The sequence below is a fragment of the Dehalococcoidia bacterium genome (assembly GCA_022449765.1).
Taxonomy (GTDB): domain Bacteria; phylum Chloroflexota; class Dehalococcoidia; order Lucifugimonadales; family Australimonadaceae; genus UBA2963.
The window spans coordinates 1-15,890 of record JAKUPZ010000008.1 but is presented as its reverse complement, the minus strand read 5'-3'; the positions used below and the strand labels follow the sequence as shown (position 1 = coordinate 15,890).

18 protein-coding genes and 1 tRNA gene are annotated in these 15,890 nt (G+C 44.1%); 8 read left to right on the top strand and 11 right to left on the bottom strand.

The window, feature by feature from the left end:
• Positions 1–43: 43 nt before the first annotated feature.
• Both MK127_04825 and MK127_04820 read right to left on the bottom strand, forming a co-directional pair.
• Positions 44–274, bottom strand: a complete 231-nt coding sequence (locus MK127_04825) for a ferredoxin family protein (GenBank protein ID MCH2532114.1) — start codon at positions 272–274, stop codon at positions 44–46.
• Between the two features lie 100 nt (positions 275–374).
• Positions 375–839, bottom strand: a complete 465-nt coding sequence (locus MK127_04820; protein ID MCH2532113.1) for an Lrp/AsnC family transcriptional regulator — start codon at positions 837–839, stop codon at positions 375–377.
• Between the two features lie 236 nt (positions 840–1,075).
• On the opposite strand from MK127_04820, the gene MK127_04815 reads away from it, so the two are divergent.
• The gene (locus tag MK127_04815) at positions 1,076–1,450 is read left to right on the top strand and encodes an iron-sulfur cluster assembly accessory protein (GenBank protein ID MCH2532112.1); all 375 of its coding nucleotides are present in this window, start codon (positions 1,076–1,078) and stop codon (positions 1,448–1,450) included.
• A gap of 81 nt (positions 1,451–1,531) precedes the next feature.
• On the opposite strand, the gene MK127_04810 is transcribed toward MK127_04815, so the two are convergent.
• From MK127_04810 to MK127_04795, 4 genes are read right to left on the bottom strand one after another with little or no spacing between them, the layout of a single operon-like run.
• The gene (locus tag MK127_04810; GenBank protein MCH2532111.1) at positions 1,532–2,557 is read right to left on the bottom strand and encodes a Gfo/Idh/MocA family oxidoreductase; all 1,026 of its coding nucleotides are present in this window, start codon (positions 2,555–2,557) and stop codon (positions 1,532–1,534) included.
• Positions 2,558–2,567: 10 nt separating this feature from the next.
• Positions 2,568–3,497: a thioredoxin-disulfide reductase gene (gene trxB, locus MK127_04805; GenBank protein MCH2532110.1), complete on the bottom strand. Its 930-nt coding sequence runs from the start codon at positions 3,495–3,497 to the stop codon at positions 2,568–2,570.
• A gap of 53 nt (positions 3,498–3,550) precedes the next feature.
• Positions 3,551–4,534: a protocatechuate 3,4-dioxygenase gene (locus MK127_04800; protein ID MCH2532109.1), complete on the bottom strand. Its 984-nt coding sequence runs from the start codon at positions 4,532–4,534 to the stop codon at positions 3,551–3,553.
• Positions 4,535–4,566: 32 nt separating this feature from the next.
• Positions 4,567–4,893: a hypothetical protein gene (locus tag MK127_04795; protein ID MCH2532108.1), complete on the bottom strand. Its 327-nt coding sequence runs from the start codon at positions 4,891–4,893 to the stop codon at positions 4,567–4,569.
• Between the two features lie 229 nt (positions 4,894–5,122).
• Here MK127_04795 and MK127_04790 point away from each other — a divergent pair, with 229 nt between their 5' ends.
• The 4 genes from MK127_04790 to MK127_04775 all read left to right on the top strand — a co-directional run bounded on the left by MK127_04790 (position 5,123) and on the right by MK127_04775 (position 8,966).
• Entirely contained in the window at positions 5,123–6,283 is a 1,161-nt protein-coding gene (locus tag MK127_04790; GenBank protein ID MCH2532107.1) for a cupin domain-containing protein, read from the top strand.
• Between the two features lie 11 nt (positions 6,284–6,294).
• Positions 6,295–7,518 carry an MFS transporter gene (locus MK127_04785; GenBank protein MCH2532106.1) on the top strand — a complete coding sequence of 408 codons (1,224 nt, stop codon included), beginning with the start codon at positions 6,295–6,297 and terminating at the stop codon, positions 7,516–7,518.
• Between the two features lie 52 nt (positions 7,519–7,570).
• Positions 7,571–8,833, top strand: coding sequence for a Rieske 2Fe-2S domain-containing protein (locus MK127_04780; protein ID MCH2532105.1), 1,263 nt, complete (start codon positions 7,571–7,573; stop codon positions 8,831–8,833).
• A gap of 57 nt (positions 8,834–8,890) precedes the next feature.
• A tRNA-Lys gene (locus MK127_04775) sits at positions 8,891–8,966 on the top strand.
• A 33-nt stretch (positions 8,967–8,999) separates the two neighbouring features.
• Here MK127_04775 and MK127_04770 read toward each other — a convergent pair.
• Complete coding sequence (locus MK127_04770) at positions 9,000–9,827, bottom strand: hypothetical protein (protein MCH2532104.1); 828 nt, start codon at positions 9,825–9,827, stop codon at positions 9,000–9,002.
• A gap of 11 nt (positions 9,828–9,838) precedes the next feature.
• Positions 9,839–10,540, bottom strand: a complete 702-nt coding sequence (locus MK127_04765; GenBank protein ID MCH2532103.1) for an ABC transporter ATP-binding protein — start codon at positions 10,538–10,540, stop codon at positions 9,839–9,841.
• Positions 10,541–10,908: 368 nt separating this feature from the next.
• Here MK127_04765 and MK127_04760 point away from each other — a divergent pair, with 368 nt between their 5' ends.
• From MK127_04760 to MK127_04750, 3 genes are all read left to right on the top strand, one after another.
• The gene (locus tag MK127_04760; protein ID MCH2532102.1) at positions 10,909–11,661 is read left to right on the top strand and encodes a dienelactone hydrolase family protein; all 753 of its coding nucleotides are present in this window, start codon (positions 10,909–10,911) and stop codon (positions 11,659–11,661) included.
• 66 nt (positions 11,662–11,727) lie between these two features.
• A complete protein-coding gene (locus MK127_04755; GenBank protein ID MCH2532101.1) occupies positions 11,728–11,913 on the top strand; it encodes a hypothetical protein in 186 nt (61 codons plus the stop codon).
• Entirely contained in the window at positions 11,910–13,319 is a 1,410-nt protein-coding gene (locus tag MK127_04750; GenBank protein ID MCH2532100.1) for an amidase, read from the top strand. The genes MK127_04755 and MK127_04750 overlap by 4 nt, the downstream gene beginning before the upstream one ends.
• Positions 13,320–13,352: 33 nt before the next feature.
• Here the strand turns inward: MK127_04750 and MK127_04745 are convergent, their stop codons facing one another.
• The 3 genes from MK127_04745 to MK127_04735 form a co-directional block, all read right to left on the bottom strand.
• Positions 13,353–14,267 carry an LLM class flavin-dependent oxidoreductase gene (locus tag MK127_04745; protein MCH2532099.1) on the bottom strand — a complete coding sequence of 305 codons (915 nt, stop codon included), beginning with the start codon at positions 14,265–14,267 and terminating at the stop codon, positions 13,353–13,355.
• A 213-nt stretch (positions 14,268–14,480) separates the two neighbouring features.
• On the bottom strand, positions 14,481–15,680 hold the full coding sequence (locus MK127_04740) for a Gfo/Idh/MocA family oxidoreductase (GenBank protein ID MCH2532098.1): 1,200 nt from the start codon (positions 15,678–15,680) through the stop codon (positions 14,481–14,483).
• A gap of 17 nt (positions 15,681–15,697) precedes the next feature.
• The coding region (locus tag MK127_04735; protein ID MCH2532097.1) for an iron-containing redox enzyme family protein at positions 15,698–15,890 on the bottom strand (193 nt) is incomplete at its 5' end.

The window sequence follows — 15,890 nt, the reverse complement described above, 5'->3', positions numbered from 1 at the left end:
AGGCGGTCCAATGTCCGCCTTCGTTTTTACTTGTGAGTGACTATTATCCTTGTTCTTTAGCGAACTCTATGAAACTAGCCTGGTCAGGAGGAACAGCCTCGAGTGCGAAAATGGCAGCCACCGGACATACAGGCTCACAGGCTGCACAATCAATACATTCGTCTACATTAATGTAGTATTGGCGATCCGCCTCGTAGATACAATCTACTGGGCAAACATCAACGCAAGAAGCGTCTTTAACATCAACACAAGGTTCGGTAATTACATATGCCATGACAGGAATGCACCTTCCAAAATATTAACAACTTGCTCCGAAATGAAGCGGGCTTAGTTTAGCAGTCATCACAACTTGTGAAAACCGTTTAATTATACAGTTAAATTTCATCAGAAAGTGCCGAAGGACCTCCAACGTTTTTTTTGATGGACAGATTTACGAATGTTTCTGACCTTCTAACTCCTTCAATCTCTCCAACTCGGCTACGAAGAAATTCCGAAAGGTCAGCCGGTGAATTGAGTGCAACTCTGCAGAATACGTCGTAGGCACCTGTTGTGACAGCTGAATATTGGACCTCATCCATTCGTGCAAGAGAAGTTGCGACAGAATCAACAAATGCTGGGTCTACTTGCAGTCCTATAAGAGCCGAAGTTTGTCTACCCAATTTTGAGGCGTCGGGGATTGCTACTACCCTAATTACTTCTTCTTTAACTAAGTTCCGGAAGCGTCTACGAATGGTTCCTTCACTTACACCCATTTTTCGTGCTAATTCTATATTCGAAGCACGGCCGTCATTTTGCAATAAATTGATTAATTGGCTATCAAGATCATCGAGAACGGTCATTTTTCACCTTGTTGAAATATTACATAATTTTACGATAGTTATGTATGAGATCGCAATACAATGGCGGTTTTATTACAGTGCATTAATTATAAAATAATGAATTCTTATTATTTTGGCGAATTTCGTTAAAGCAATTATTGTTTCATAGATACTTGGAAGTGGCCTATTCTTATTGACCATATTAGTGGTGACTGCTAGTCTTGAGTAGTAGTATTAGTAGTGCCAAGGAGGCATCTATGGTAACCGTTACAGATCTCGCAGCTGAAAAATTGGCTGAAATTCTTGCAGAAGAAGGACAACCAGAAGCCTCGCTTCGTGTAATAGTGGTTCCTAATGGGAACGGTGCGCAGTACATGCTTTCACTTGAAGAAGGCATTAATGATGATGACACTGTCCTACATGAATCAGGAGTACGGGTTATCACGGATTCAGAAAGTGCACCTTTACTTGAAGGCGCGTCGATAGATTACTCCGACGGTTTGATGCGCAGTGGATTTATTATTGAAAATCCAAACATAGCACCTAGCGCTGGTGGTTGTGGATGTGGTGCTGGTGGCTGCGGTAGTGGCGGAGGCGGCGGCTGCGGAGGCGGCGGCTGCGGTTGCCATTAAATTCAGACTAAATTAAAGAATGATAAAACAGCGGGTGTATAACACCCGCTGTTTTTGTTTGACTTAGTATGTCGCTTGTTCTTATTTCAATTTTACTTGTGCCTTAATTTTTGCCGACTCTAGCATTGCAGCTGTAGCTTCGACTGTACGTAGTCCGTCGATACCTGTTGCTAACGGATCCTGCTTCGAGATTAAGGAACTTTCGAATGCTTCTACTTGTACTTTATAAAGGTTAATTGGGTCATACTCGTATTGCATGTTGGCATTTTGCTTATCGGTATGAATAGATAAGCTGCCTTCCTGGTTCATATCTATAGTGGAATTGGTGTATGCACTGCCAAGAGTCCCATAAATCCCTATTTCATTTCGATAGTAATCAGGAGTTTTTCGCCCTGTCATCAATGTTGCAATAGTGCCTCTAGAAAATTCTAAGACTAGATGAGCAAATTCCTCTAGCGGCTTTGCATGAGTTGCGTCAGTTGTTGCATTGACGGCGATAATCTCATCGCTTAGAGCGTAGCGTAATAAATCTACACAGTGTACTCCTGTAGCCATGAAGGCTCCTGCCCCTATCATCTTAGGTTCATCCCACCATGCTTGTAGCCCTGAACGAGGAGGGACGGATTCTTGACCACGGACGCCTCTTCCCCAATTGGTTTCAGCGAAATGTATGTTCCCCAAGTCACCATTAACCACTAATTCCCGTATTGCCTGATGTGCTCCATGTGCACGTAGATGAAATCCAACCCCGAGTGTTACAGAGAATTTCAGGCAGGCTTCAATCATTTGCTCAGCATCAGCGATTGAAAGAGCCATAGGTTTTTCAACTAGCACATGTTTTCCTGCCTTGGCAGCTTTGATAGTTTGTTCGGCGTGAAGAAAATTGGGTGACGCTATATACACAGCATCAACATTTGGGTTTTCAATTAATACGTCCACATCATCTACTGCGGTTGAGGCATTATGCTTTGCAGCAAATGCCTGCGCTCTTCCTATATCACGACTCATTACAGCTGCAATATGGGACCCTTTTGAGGCGTTAATTGCCGGAGCCATCTTTAAATCTGGATGACGTCCTGTACTAATTATGCCCCAACCGATTGGCATAGTTTGACACCTAATCGTCTTCGTTTATGTATCTGTACGCAGCTAAAGCAGCAGCGACACCGTCGCCTACTGCATTGGCAAGTTGCCGATCGGAGAATTGGCGCACGTCTCCTGCTGCAAATACTCCGGGAACATTTGTTTCCATTTGGAGGTTAGTGATCACATGCCCTGCACTATCTAGGTCGATTATGCCTTGCATAAATTCATTCACAGGATGGAACCCGATAAAAATAAAAATCCCTTCAGTGAGATGTTCAGATAATTCATCGGTTTTAAGGTTTTTCAAAGTCATACTTTGGACTGTACCGTTGCCTTTAATTTCTTCAACAACTGAATTCCAAACGAATTTCATTTTTGGGTTATCAAAAGCTCTTTGCTGAAGAATCTTACTTGCTCGTAATTCATCTCTTCGGTGGATTACGGTAACACTTTTAGTCATGCGTGTAAGGTACAACCCTTCGTCCATAGCTGCATCACCGCCACCAACTACAGTGACATCCATGTCACGGAAGAAATTGCCATCACATGTGGCGCAGTAAGAGACGCCTTTTCCAGAGAAATAATCTTCGCCGGGGACTTCAAGCTTATTGTGCTCGCCACCGCTAGTAATAATTACAGTTTTGGCTGTGTATTCATTGTCTTCACAGACTACACGCTTTACGGCACCAGATACATCTAAATTTGCAACTGTGTCATACTCAAATTGAACGCCAAAACGTTCAGCTTGCTTCTGATAAAGCATTGCAAGTTCGGGACCGTCTATTGGTTCAGGAAACCCGGGGTAATTTTCAATTTCTCCAGTTAGCAAAATTTGCCCGCCTAAGGCCTGTCTTTCAATAACTAAGGTTTTGAGCATTGCGCGAACGGAATATATCGATGCTGCAAGCCCTGCAGCACCGCCGCCAATTATGATGACGTCATATTGTGGGTCGGCTGTCATTTATTAATTCCTCACTAGAGCTAATTCTATTCTATGCGAAAATCTTGTAGATATTAACTCCAGGTTGCAAATCCCATTGCACAGCCGGTACCAGCAAGGGTTCTGTAGCAGGGCTGGTAGTCAATGAGGTTCATAGTCATATCTTCCATTGCTCCCCCTAGAGTAACCCAATTACGGATTTCAGTTGTTCCTAATATAAGCCGATCGTTAGGGAGAGTTTTTAATGTCTCTGCATCTTTGGATTCCAGTGCAGCGAGCGCAATGCGATCAATTTCTTCATCAATAATGAAATGACTTAAGCCCCCAGATGCCATGATTGCAACGCGTGCATCACTTTCCCAAGAGTCTATGGCTGCTCTCAGTTCTTTGCCGACATCGTAGCATCTAGCAACTGTGGGTTGATTGGGGGGGTAGAAGCAGTTAACCATCAAAGGAATAATGGGAATGTTACCCTCAGGTAAAATTTGTCGATAGAGAAACGCAAAGGCATGCCCTGCTCCAATATCGTCTTGAAGCTTGTTAGTTACAGAAATATCGATATTCTGATTAACAAAGTGCTGAATAATGTGTTTAGCGAGTTCCGGGTGCCCAGGTTGAAATGAATCACCTACGGGTTCTTGCGCATTTCGCCATTCACGTGCACCACTTGACCAAGCTTTTTGTAGCGCTGCATCTCGACCCGGACCTTGCCTTTCTCGAATCGGCAATTCATTTCCGTAGTAAATAGAAAACATAGGCATATTGTCTTCCATGAACTGTTCATGCTGATCGTCGCCTATGACTACTATGACGTCGGGGCCTATTTCAGCAACTGTATTCTTAAGAACTTGAAGCGCTTTTTGACAAGACTCATAGCGTTCTACAAATTTTTGAGGTGTGATTTCGTCTTCAATGTTGGGGATATTTCTGGCTAATAGAGCCTCATAATCAAATCGAGGATCATGTTTATCTTTTTCTTGCAATAATGCCCATTTATCAGGAGTCATTCTAAGTTGAGGGCCGTGCGAGGTTGCAAAGCCTAGTACAGTTTGTGCCACTTTATGCCTCCTCGATGGAAGAGGGCCTTAGGTTAGCCATTTTCATGCTCAGATATGGCCCCTTTCTCTAAAAGATATTTCACAAAACCCAGACGGGCTTCATCTAAAATTGGCGGTCGCGAACGGAGCGGAGGACGTGGGATAGGTACTGGAGTTCCACTCTCAAACATTTGCTGTATCAGTTGCTCTCGTAAAAGATCAAGCTCATCAATCACGTCTACTGCAGAATCGCCAACTACAGTGCATCCTGGAAGCTCTGGGTAAGAAGCACGTCGTCGCCACTCTCCATCGACATCTTCAAATGATTCCATAACCAACCGGTATGGAACGGCAAGATGTTCCTCAAGTGATAGCTCCATTGGCATATATTACGCTACATTGCTAGATATTTCTCTTTAGAGAGTCGGTTTGGCTTAGGGAATTAAGGAGATACAAGTTCCCCATTGTAACAAACATTGATTTGATAAAGGAATTTAGAGGTAATTATCTAGATTGAGTTAGGGATATACACTTGAATTACAGATGAAACCTTGACGAATTCGTTGGAAGGAGCGAAGGTCGTAATGAATAAGGAGAAGGAGACAGAATATGACAGACGATGCACCAGCTAAATTAATTAGTGATTTGAAGATAGATACGGATGCTCGATCCACCCTTCCTTACGATCAATGGGTTCAAGGTTTAGGGCTTCCTCTTCACACAGGATATTTCATAGAAGATTGCAGGACTATTGAAACAGCACCTTGGGATTTCCTTGGGTGCAATGCAGCGTTTATTCAACTAGCGGGGATGGAAGGCATTGTAGACGCAAGAGTTACGGAGATTGCGCCTGGCGGTACTGTCGCTCCATATAGATTTGCTTTGGATGAAGCAGTGTATGTGGTGGATGGACAGGGAATGACAACGATATGGGCAGACGGCGTTGGTAAGAAAACCTTTGAATGGGGTCCACGAAGCCTATTTCTTATACCGCGTGGTTCGATTCGGCAATTCAGTAATGCCAGGGGAGATAAACCTGCGAGACTGATTAGTAACACGCACTTACCAGTTGGAATGTCTTTGGTACCTGATCCCAGCTATTTTTTCAATAACGATTACCAAGATACTCAGTTGCTTGAAACTAGTGAAGATGAACTTTACTCAGTTGCGAAAAGAGCCCCTGGTGGTCGTGGTGCCAGTTGGCACGGTAATTTTTTCACTGATCTTGCTGCCTGGAATGGACTCGTACCACATCGACAGAGAGGCGGGGGAGGACATGTGGTAGACATTCGTTTCCCTCACTCAGAAATGGGTGGGCATATGTCAGTATTCCCTCCAGGGACTTATAAAAAGGCTCACCGGCATGGCCCAGGTGTATTTATCATGATCCCTGCAGGCGAAGGGTACTCAATTATGTGGCCTGAGGGAGAAGAGAAGGTAATTGTTCCATGGCATGAAGCCAGTATGTTTGTTCCACCAAATAATTGGTTCCACCAGCACTTTAACGTTAGCGTTGAACCTGCAAGGTACTTAGCTCTTTCACCAATTAAACAAATGCGTGCTGAAAGAAATAATCGTTTGTTGGATCAAATAGAATATCCAGTTGAGGAGCCATGGGTCCGAAAAATGTATGAAGAGGAAATAGGTAAACGTGGGCTAGAGAGCCTTATGCCCGAAGAGGTGTATCAGGATCCTCATTATAAATGGACTTATGACGAGAATGAGGAACAAGGTGCGGTACTAGATGCTAGTGCTGGACGTGGGCTCTAGGTTTTAATACTTTGCCACAACAATCTGTTAATGATCGTATGACTGCCGGTGAACGCCAAATTGTGGCGTTCACCGGTGTCGCACATGGATTAAACCATGCTGTTGAACTAGTGTACGGGGCTATTTTGGCAGTAGTTGCCATTGAATTTGGTGTGACTATTGCGGCGCTCGGAGTTTTGGGCACTATCTCTTCGCTTGCATATGCGGGGGCTGCTTTGCCTGCTGGTGCAACTGCGGATCGATTTGGCTCTAAAAATACAGTCGCGATCTCGATGGCCGGCGCAGGCGTTGCTGCATTGATTGCCGCAATTTCTCCTAACATCCAAGTATTAGGTTTTGCCCTGGTATTGATGGGTATTTTCGGGGGGATGTATCACCCCGCTGGGCTTTCATTTATTAGCAGAACTGTTCGGCAGCGTGCGAGAGCCTTGGGTATTCATGGAGCTGGCGGAAACTTAGGAACTGCACTTGCACCATTTATTGCTGCCGCAATTGCCGGAGTGTGGAGCTGGCGGGGTGCATTTTTAGTATTTGCATTACTTTCATTTCTCATTACATTAATTGCATTGCGATCTTCGATAGGTCCCGATGCAAATCAAGCTGATTCTTTGAAGCCTCAGCATAGGGCTCAAAGTTTTTTAATTCCTCTAATATTAATATTTGTTATCAACGCTAGTTTTGGTTTTATTTTTCGTGGGCTCACACTATTTTTGCCACTGCACTTGTCTACAAATTTAGGTTTAGACGTTTTTGGGCTTAAGCCTGTTGTAGTCGGAGGAGCGGTTGCAACTGTCGCACTTTTATTTGGGGTATTGGGACAATATATTGGAGGCGAGCTTGGAGAGCGGTTCAAAAGAGAACGTCTCATAGTTCCTGCTGTTGCTCTTACTATTCCCCCTTTAATTTTGATGTCGTTAGGTGCAGGCTGGTTGCTTCTAATAGCTTCTTCTGTGTTTGTCTTCTTTAATTTCATGGCTCAACCAACTTCGGTAGCAATGATTTCGGATTACACTTCTGAACGGCTACAAGGAAGAGCGTATGGGCTCACTGCTTTAACCGGATTTGGGTTAGGGTCTTTGGCTGGAGTGAGCGGGGGGGTGCTCGCAGATGGCCCTGGTGTCCAATGGGTATTCATCATGCTCGCAGGTTCCGCTTCCCTTACCTTGTTTTGCACACTAGGTATCAATGCTTATATTTTGGCAAAAGGAGATCCGGAGGCTTCACCAGAAGGTTGACTTTACTTAATATTCAAAGTTATTTTCTTCCTAGAGGCACTTAAAATTTCAAATGCTTACTAAAGAAACAAATGATCTATTAACTCAGGTTGGCCCCGGTACTCCAATGGGAGACCTTTTGCGCAGGTACTGGATCCCCGCATTGCTAGATTGGGAACTACCAGAGCCGGACTGCGCTCCAGTCAGGCTTCGCTTGCTTGGGGAAGATCTAGTTGCCTTCCGTAATACCAGTGGTCAGATCGGCATACTTGATGAGTATTGCCCCCATCGGCTCACCTCTCTCTGGTTGGGAAGAAACGAAGAGAATGGACTCAGATGCGTCTACCATGGGTGGAAATTTGATATTTCTGGACAGTGCGTCGACCAAATGAACGAGCCGAACCAATTCGCAGAAAAAATAAAAGCTAAATCATATCCAGCTATCGAACTTGGAGGTGTGGTTTGGGTCTATATGGGACCGATTAACGAAAAGCCTGCCGCACCTAATTTTGAATGGACTCGGGCTGCTGACCATCAGCGTTCCGTGACAAAAGTTATAGAAGAATGTAATTGGCTACAAGCTTTGGAAGGTGGCATAGATACCTCGCATGCTCCTATTTTGCACCGTGCTCTGAAGGAAAACCCTGCTCAGCCAGGGATTCCAATTAACGATGTTTTTGTTCAAGGAGAGGCTCCAACTTTGGAGGTTGATGAAACTGAATATGGGTATAGGTACTATGGAATTCGCCGCTTAGGTTCAGATGAGCAATACGCGCGCGGATATCATTATGTGATGCCATGGACACAGCTGAGGCCTGCAGGTAGAGGAGTTTCTAATCAGACACATGGTCATCACTGGGTGCCGATTGATGATGAACGCTGCATAGTTTGGAATTGGTATTACACTTGGGAAGAGCGATTGATTAGTGACGGAGAAGCTGGCCTAAAGGCATCCGGAAATGGTTACGGTGAAGATATTGATGTCGAAAATGGCTTCACCTCTCTTAGGAATAGGTCTAATTGGTGGGGAATTGATCGCTCTGTACAAAAAACAGAAACTTTCTCAGGCATACGTGGGATTAATACGCAAGATCGTGCGATACAGGAAATGATGGGCACTATTGTCGATCGCTCCAAAGAGCACTTAGGTCCCGCTGATAAGGCTATTATCGTTGCCCGTAAATTACTTGCTGATGCTGTCAAAACTGTCCAAGATGGTGGTAATCCTCCTGGGGCTGATTCCAGTTATTACAACTTGCGGGCTATAGATACGGTATTACCTTCAGATGTTAACTGGAGAGATCATTTATTGCCTGAAATGGACCCTAGCTGCTAAACCTGTTCATTAAGCATTTGACGAGTTGGTTTTAGGTTAATACCCTTTATATGAAGTGGCCCGCTAGCTCAATCGGCAGAGCAGCTGACTCTTAATCAGCGTGTTCTCGGTTCAAGTCCGAGGCGGGTCACCAACTCTCTAGCACATAACGACCATGTAAAGAATGCTATATCTCTCGTTTTGAAAATCTCAGCCATGCAAGAAATGTAAGAATCGGGGTTGATACTATCGTGGTAATTAAAGCATCTTGCCTAAAATGTGCATCCAGAGGATATGAGACCCCAAGGAAACTAATATACCCGCTACTTACTTCCGAATTAGTAACACCTAGAAATCCTTGTGTATCTTCCAGCGCAGTAGGCCACCATAGCAATGCCTTCGCAACGTAAGAAGTAGTTTCCCAATCTGCAAAAGGTATTTCGATTAGTCCTCGCATAAGTAATTCTAATGAAATAAGCGTGCTCCCAATTAGTGGAAAACCTAAAATAACAGCAAGCGTAAATAACACAGAAATTACTGGACCACGAAAAATTGAAGAAGTAAATAACATCAATGCCACATAAAAAAGGTCTGAGATCAAGTACAGCAACAATCCCCATAAAACCCAATTAAAGTTCAAATGATCGCTTGTATCGAAAAGAATTAATCCCCCCAATAAGGCGATCAAGAATCCTGCGAAGAACAAAATTTGGGAAAGAAGGAAATATACTGTAGCTTTGGTCAACAGAATTTGCTTCATAGAAAACCGAGTTCTTAAAAAGATAGATGAATCTCTGTTTCCATCAAACGCCAATGAAGAGACAACAATACCAATAAACACAAGAGTCCCGACTATTGAAAACGTTATGTACCAATCAATAGCCTGCGAATATGGGAACGATCCATTTGCTCGCTCGATGAAGAATCCTACAAAAAGAGAAATGAGGGATGCCAACAAATAAATTCCAGACAAAGTCCAGCCACGCCAACTACGAAACAAATGGATTAGTTCCATTCGCCATAGGTTCATTTCTCGCCTCGCTCAGGTAGAAGTAATTCTAAAACAGCCTGTTCAAATGACTGTCCTCTTTTTTTCTTAATTCCTTTTACCGTACCTTCGTAAACAGCCCTGCCATGGTCAACTACTGTGACGGAGTCACATACGTCTTCGACATCACTAAGGATATGAGTCGAAAACAATACAGTAGCACGACCTTTTAATTGTGAAATCATATCTAAAACTTCTCTACGTCCAATTGGGTCTAATGCCGAGCAAGGTTCATCTAATAAAACTAACTCAGGCCGACCAATTAATGCTGCAGCTAAACCAAGCCGCTGCTTCATGCCTCTGGAGAAACCGCCAACTCGACGGTCGATTGCCTCTTCTAGTCCAACCTCTCTAATAATCGATGCAACATCAGTTTCATCAATTTCGTGTCGAAAAGGATGTCTCGCCAAATCAACAACTTCACGAGCGGTTAGAAGAGGGAAGAATTCTGGAGTATCTGGCATTAGCATCATTTGACGTGCCGGTACACCAAATTCTATTTCACCCGAAGTCTGACGTTTTAGTCCTGAAACAACAGACAACATCGTGGTCTTACCTGCTCCATTAGGGCCTACAAAGCCGTGGATAGAACCGGCTTCAAGTGTTAAATCTAAAGCGTCTAGCGCTCGAACTTTTCCAAATAGTTTTGTAACCCCTGAAAGAACAAGTGCGGGTGGCATATTTCTCCTAAATTGCTAGACCTACCGACACCTATTGGGGGCAGCAGTGAGCAGAATTACAACTTGAGGAGCATAATCTGTACTTCATAGCACAGCATTTTTGGATTGCTTCGCAGCAACCAGTTATAAGTTCGTTTATACGAGCATCTAAGTTTTTGTGAACTTGTTGATTAAAATGCTCAAAAGATTCATCCCCGCGTCCTGTCGCCTGCTTAGGGGACTTAGTGATAAGTAATTTGAGTGATTGAAAAAATAAACCCATCTTTTACTCTTCCCCCTGTTAAGATTAAATGTATTGAATGCAATATATGATTTTGCATAAACCGTTTCAGTATTGCAAGTAATTATCTGGGAAAAAGGCGGTAGAAATGGCAACAAACATTCTTTCTCTTCACGCTGGATACGATTCAGGAGATAGTTTTGTCGACGGCTACGTCGCTCGTCCTGCTGATTCGGGTACACACCCAGGGTTGGTAGTAATTTCAGGCATGGGAGGTCTGAATTGGTTTCAGCGTGAAATAACAAGGACTTTTGCCCGAGAAGGTTTCGTCGCTGTTTCCCCAGATCTTTATGACGGAGTACTACCTGAAGGGCATGCAACCCAACTACGTTATAAAAATTCTTTAGACATCGACCATGCAATCGCTAATATTTGTGCTGGTTCAAATTTTTTACACTCGCTACCCTGGGTAGAGGACAAATCCCCTATTGGTGTGGTGGGTTTTTGCCTCGGTGGTGGGCTTGCGCTGCTTGCACTTGCTCGATCCAATGCTTTTGGTGCAGGGGTAATTTACTACCATAGCCTTTTCCCAGATAGCGGAGAGCTAAACTCTATAGAGGCTCCAATGATGTGCCATTATGGGACCAATGACCACACTACTCCGATTGAAGAGATTGATGCTTTCCGCGCATCCTTAGATAACTACAATAAATATTACGAACTCTTCATGTATGAAGGAGTTGGGCATTCATTTTTAAATCCCAAGCAGGATACCTCGCCCTTAAGGGCTGATGCTGCAGCACTATCTCTTCAAAGAACTGCAACATTTTTCCATGAGCATTTAGTACAGAATGATGGTATTGAAGGAACCGAATCGGGCGAACAAGAAATTGACAAGTAATTTCCCACAGAAATTACTTCATCCTCATATGCTTTAAGCATCAACGCGTTAGTGTATTATCCGCCTATGTATCGACCAGCACTCACAAAAGCCGAATTCATATTATTAGCTAAGCATGCAGGCATTGAAGGAGATGATGTCTATCTGAGTTCGTTGATGACAGATGTACAAGGAATGCTGGAACGAGTCGAATATTTGAGGGATGCAGCATTTTCAGGTGAGGAACCTAACGGCGTTGGTGATATCAATTGAATGACTTTGTATTACACCGCTTAACGGTTGCCCAATTGGGAGAGCTAGTCCAATCTAGACAAGTATCTCCGGTGGAAATTGCGGAAGCTTTCATAGACAGGGCGACAAAACTTCAGCCCACTCTCAATGCGTTTATTACTACAACTTATGATCAAGCTTTAGCCAAAGCGAGTTTAGCCGAAGCTGAAATTATGAAAGGGGACTACAGGGGGCCATTGCATGGCATACCAATAGGCTTAAAAGATTTGTTCTGGACAAAAAATGTTAGAACAACATCAGGGTCAGCTGTCACTGCAGATTTTTTGCCTACAGAAGATGCAACTGTTGTTGCAAAATTACAAAACGCTGGCTCCTACTCCATAGCCAAAACCAATATGGTCGAATATGCCTATGGCGGGGCTGAACATAACGACTTATACGGAGCTCCTCTTAATCCATGGGATTTGGAATGCGTTACTGGAGGATCAAGCAGTGGTTCAGGAGCAGCTTTAGCCGCTGGCATGGTGCCATTAGCTTTGGGGTCTGACACTGCCGGATCGGTTCGGTCACCAGCATCTCTTTGTGGCCTGTCAGGCCTCAAACCGACATATGGGTTAGTAAGCAAATACGGGGTCACACCTCTTTCATGGAGTCAAGATCACGTTGGGCCGATGGCAAAAACGGCAGAGGACCTTGCTATCGCTATGGACGCAATGGTTGGGCATGATCCACGTGATCCATCATCTGTTTATCGAAAACCAGAGAGTTATTTCAAGGGCCTTAGTACAGATATCAGCAATCTTCGCATTGCCGTACCAAGTAATCACATATGGCAGGTAATGCATCCGGAGGTTCGAAAGGCTTTTTGGAATGCAATGGGCGCTTTAGAAGCACTTGGAGCAAAAATCGAAGAAGTCGAAATTCCAGAGTTAGATTATATTTCAATTGCGCAGGTTACTATCACTTTGGCGGAAGCAACTTCTTATCATGCAGAAATGATCCGTGCTCGTCCAAACGATTATCACCCTGGGGTTCGCCGGAGAATTGAAACTGGTTTCTTTTTACCTGCCAATGCATTTGTAGATGCTTTAAGAGTCCGATCGCTAATGGAACGGCGATGGAATGAACTTTTCGCAACGTATTCGCTAATTGCTACCCCTACTAATCCAATCTACGCGCCTAAATTTGGGGAAAATGAGATGCGTACGCAAGATGGCTTAATTACTACTCGTGAATTAGTTCGACTTACTCGTTTATTCAACCCGAATGGCCTGCCGAGTGCATCAATACCGAACGGATTTTCATTAAGTGGGATGCCAATTGGCCTACAGCTAACAGGGAAACGATTTGATGATCGGCTTGTCCTTGCAGTAGGACATGCCTACCAGCAAGTTACTGAATGGCATAAGGTATTTCCTGCAATTTAGTCCAGATAAATTAGAGAGTATGCTTTAGGAAAATTATTCAGGAAAGTATATCTGCTTGCCGTAGGCTTTTAACGCTTCAATTGGCTCAACACCCTGCATCTGTACCCTGGCAATAAAATGGGTATGCCCTATTTTACGGGCGAGTTCATGTGTTTTATCTGCGGCTTCACGAGGGGATCCGCAGATAGCCATTGCTTCAGTAAGCTTCCAGGCATCCTTTTTAGAGAGATCAGTGTAATTGGAGGCACTTTCCAAAGCGGGCAATATTGACCTTAGAACTCGAGAAAAAACCCTTGTGCGTCTCTTTAAGCTAGAAAATGCATATGGTAGAGCATATTCAATGGATTGTTCTAACGAAGATGCCATAAATACAGGTAATCCAAGAGCAATGGGTATGCTTTCAAGGTCACGCCCACCCTTACTAGCGCCTTGAAAAACATGTTCTAAGGCCGTATTTACTACCACTGGATCAACCCCGACCATTGCATAGACACCGTCGGCTATTAACCCACCAGCTTCCAGCATTTTAGGGCTACTTCCATTGATAAAAACTTCAACTCCAGTTCCTGCTAGCTCTGCTTTAATCATTTGAACTGCATTAATCAGCTCTAATGTAGTAGCAGGCTTTTTGCCCAAAAAGCCTACAGCGTTATCTCCCCCTCCTAGTATCAGACGAGTTCTGCCTAATGCTACAGTGCGGAGTTCTTTTGCTTTAACAGACAACTCTTCTACAGTTCTAGTTATCGGGTTGGTTACAGACGGAAAGAGCATTATTCGTGCAGTATCTTGCGCGGCAGTAATTAGACGCTCAAAAACATCCTGCCCGGTGTGAGGGTGATCAGGCATCCCGACACCAGCGAAGCCAAGGGCCTCGGCTTCTATCGCAAAACATGAGGAATCCTGCATAGCAAAATTTGTTGAATCGTTGACTTCGATTTTCAAGTTCATTGGCTTTAACCTAACATTTTTTGCTATTACATGATGCGATTATCGTCTTATCAATCCTCTTATTAGGTCCCACGGCTCGATATTTTTTGATGAAAAAATTACTACCAGAATTCACTTAGGAATGGTTTGGACCTTTGAATTGCATTTAAATCTCTCGCCTACAGCCCTGGCGAGTCACTGACCAACCGTGGTCTATTGAGTGATTGGCCGATGTTATTCTCCGGGAGGAACAGGAACTTGGTATTTAAGTGTAATTTCCTTATTCTGGCGCCCTGATTCAATGATTGCCCATTGAATTTCAGCGGTAGCCATCCCCCACGGACCGTCATGGAACAGTGGCTTATCATGCCTAATAGCGTTATATAACTCCAAGACTTCTGAGTCGAGAGCCATACCTGCTCCTCCGGGCTGAAACACTTCCACCTCATGATTTCCATGATTGTCATATACCATCAAGCCGTTTTCAGACATCAGGATGTCGCCTTCCTGGCACGAGATAAGGAAGATTCCTAGATTACCTGGAGTCCATGGTCTACCAGCTTCGCCTCCTACAACGCTTCCTTCACCGGGTGAACTGAAGCGAGTTTTTTCTTTTTCTTCTTCCTCATTAATTTCACCATTAAGTAAAGCTGCTCTCGATTTTGCTCTGCCTGCAATCCCTTTATCGGAGCTCCATGTAGTAAGCCCAAGGGTATCGAAGTAGCCATAGGCGTTATAGGTCATCGTGACTGGGACATTTTCATCAAATTCAATTACAGCTGTGTAGTAGCCCGTACCATTGGGTCTTTCAGGGCGCCAACTACCTGTGAACGCACGAACACTTTTTGCCAATCCGCCTGCGAGATAGCGAGTTGTTTCTATTTGGTGGGGAGCCTGTCTCCAAATTACGCCTCCTCCCGCAGAATCGTCGACTTCTTGTGGCATACGCGGACGGAGCATCCATCCGGTATAGGCAACTACATTTATTGCCCGAAGGGGGCCTAACTCACCCGAAGTGATAATATTTCGAGCCTCGCGGATTAAAGGACTTGTTCCTTGAGTTTGCCCACCGGCAAGAAGCTTGACATCAGTTTTTTTGACCGCATCCAACACTGCTTGGCATTCGGCCATCGTTATACCTAAAGGCTTACGCGCTAGAATATGCTTCCCGTTTTTTGCAGCGGTAATTGCATTTTGGGCATGTAGGTGATTCGGGGTTGCTATCCATATCGCCTCAACGTCAGAATCGGCACATAATTCTTCTACGCTGGCATATGCTTTGCCTTGGTATCGTTTTTCAAATTCTTCACGAGCCCATGGCCTAAGATCCGCACCAGCGACTATCTTTATTTCATCTAGTCTTTCTAGCGTTGGAATAAATTCAGTCGCTCCAAAGCCTAAGCCTGCTATTCCAACTTTAAGTGGATTTTCCATCTTCCCTCTTCTTTTGCCTAAGCGTAGGCTTTGTAGATACCTTCAAATTTTGCGAGCTTTAATTGCACTTGGGTTTGAGCTGCTTGCCATACCAGCTCACGGTCCCGTTCATTTTGAATCAAGCTTGCTACAATTTCCCCTGCGCGCTTCGAATGCTCTAGATCTACTAATCCATGAATTCTGAAAAACTCAAGCTTCTCAGAAGGGATA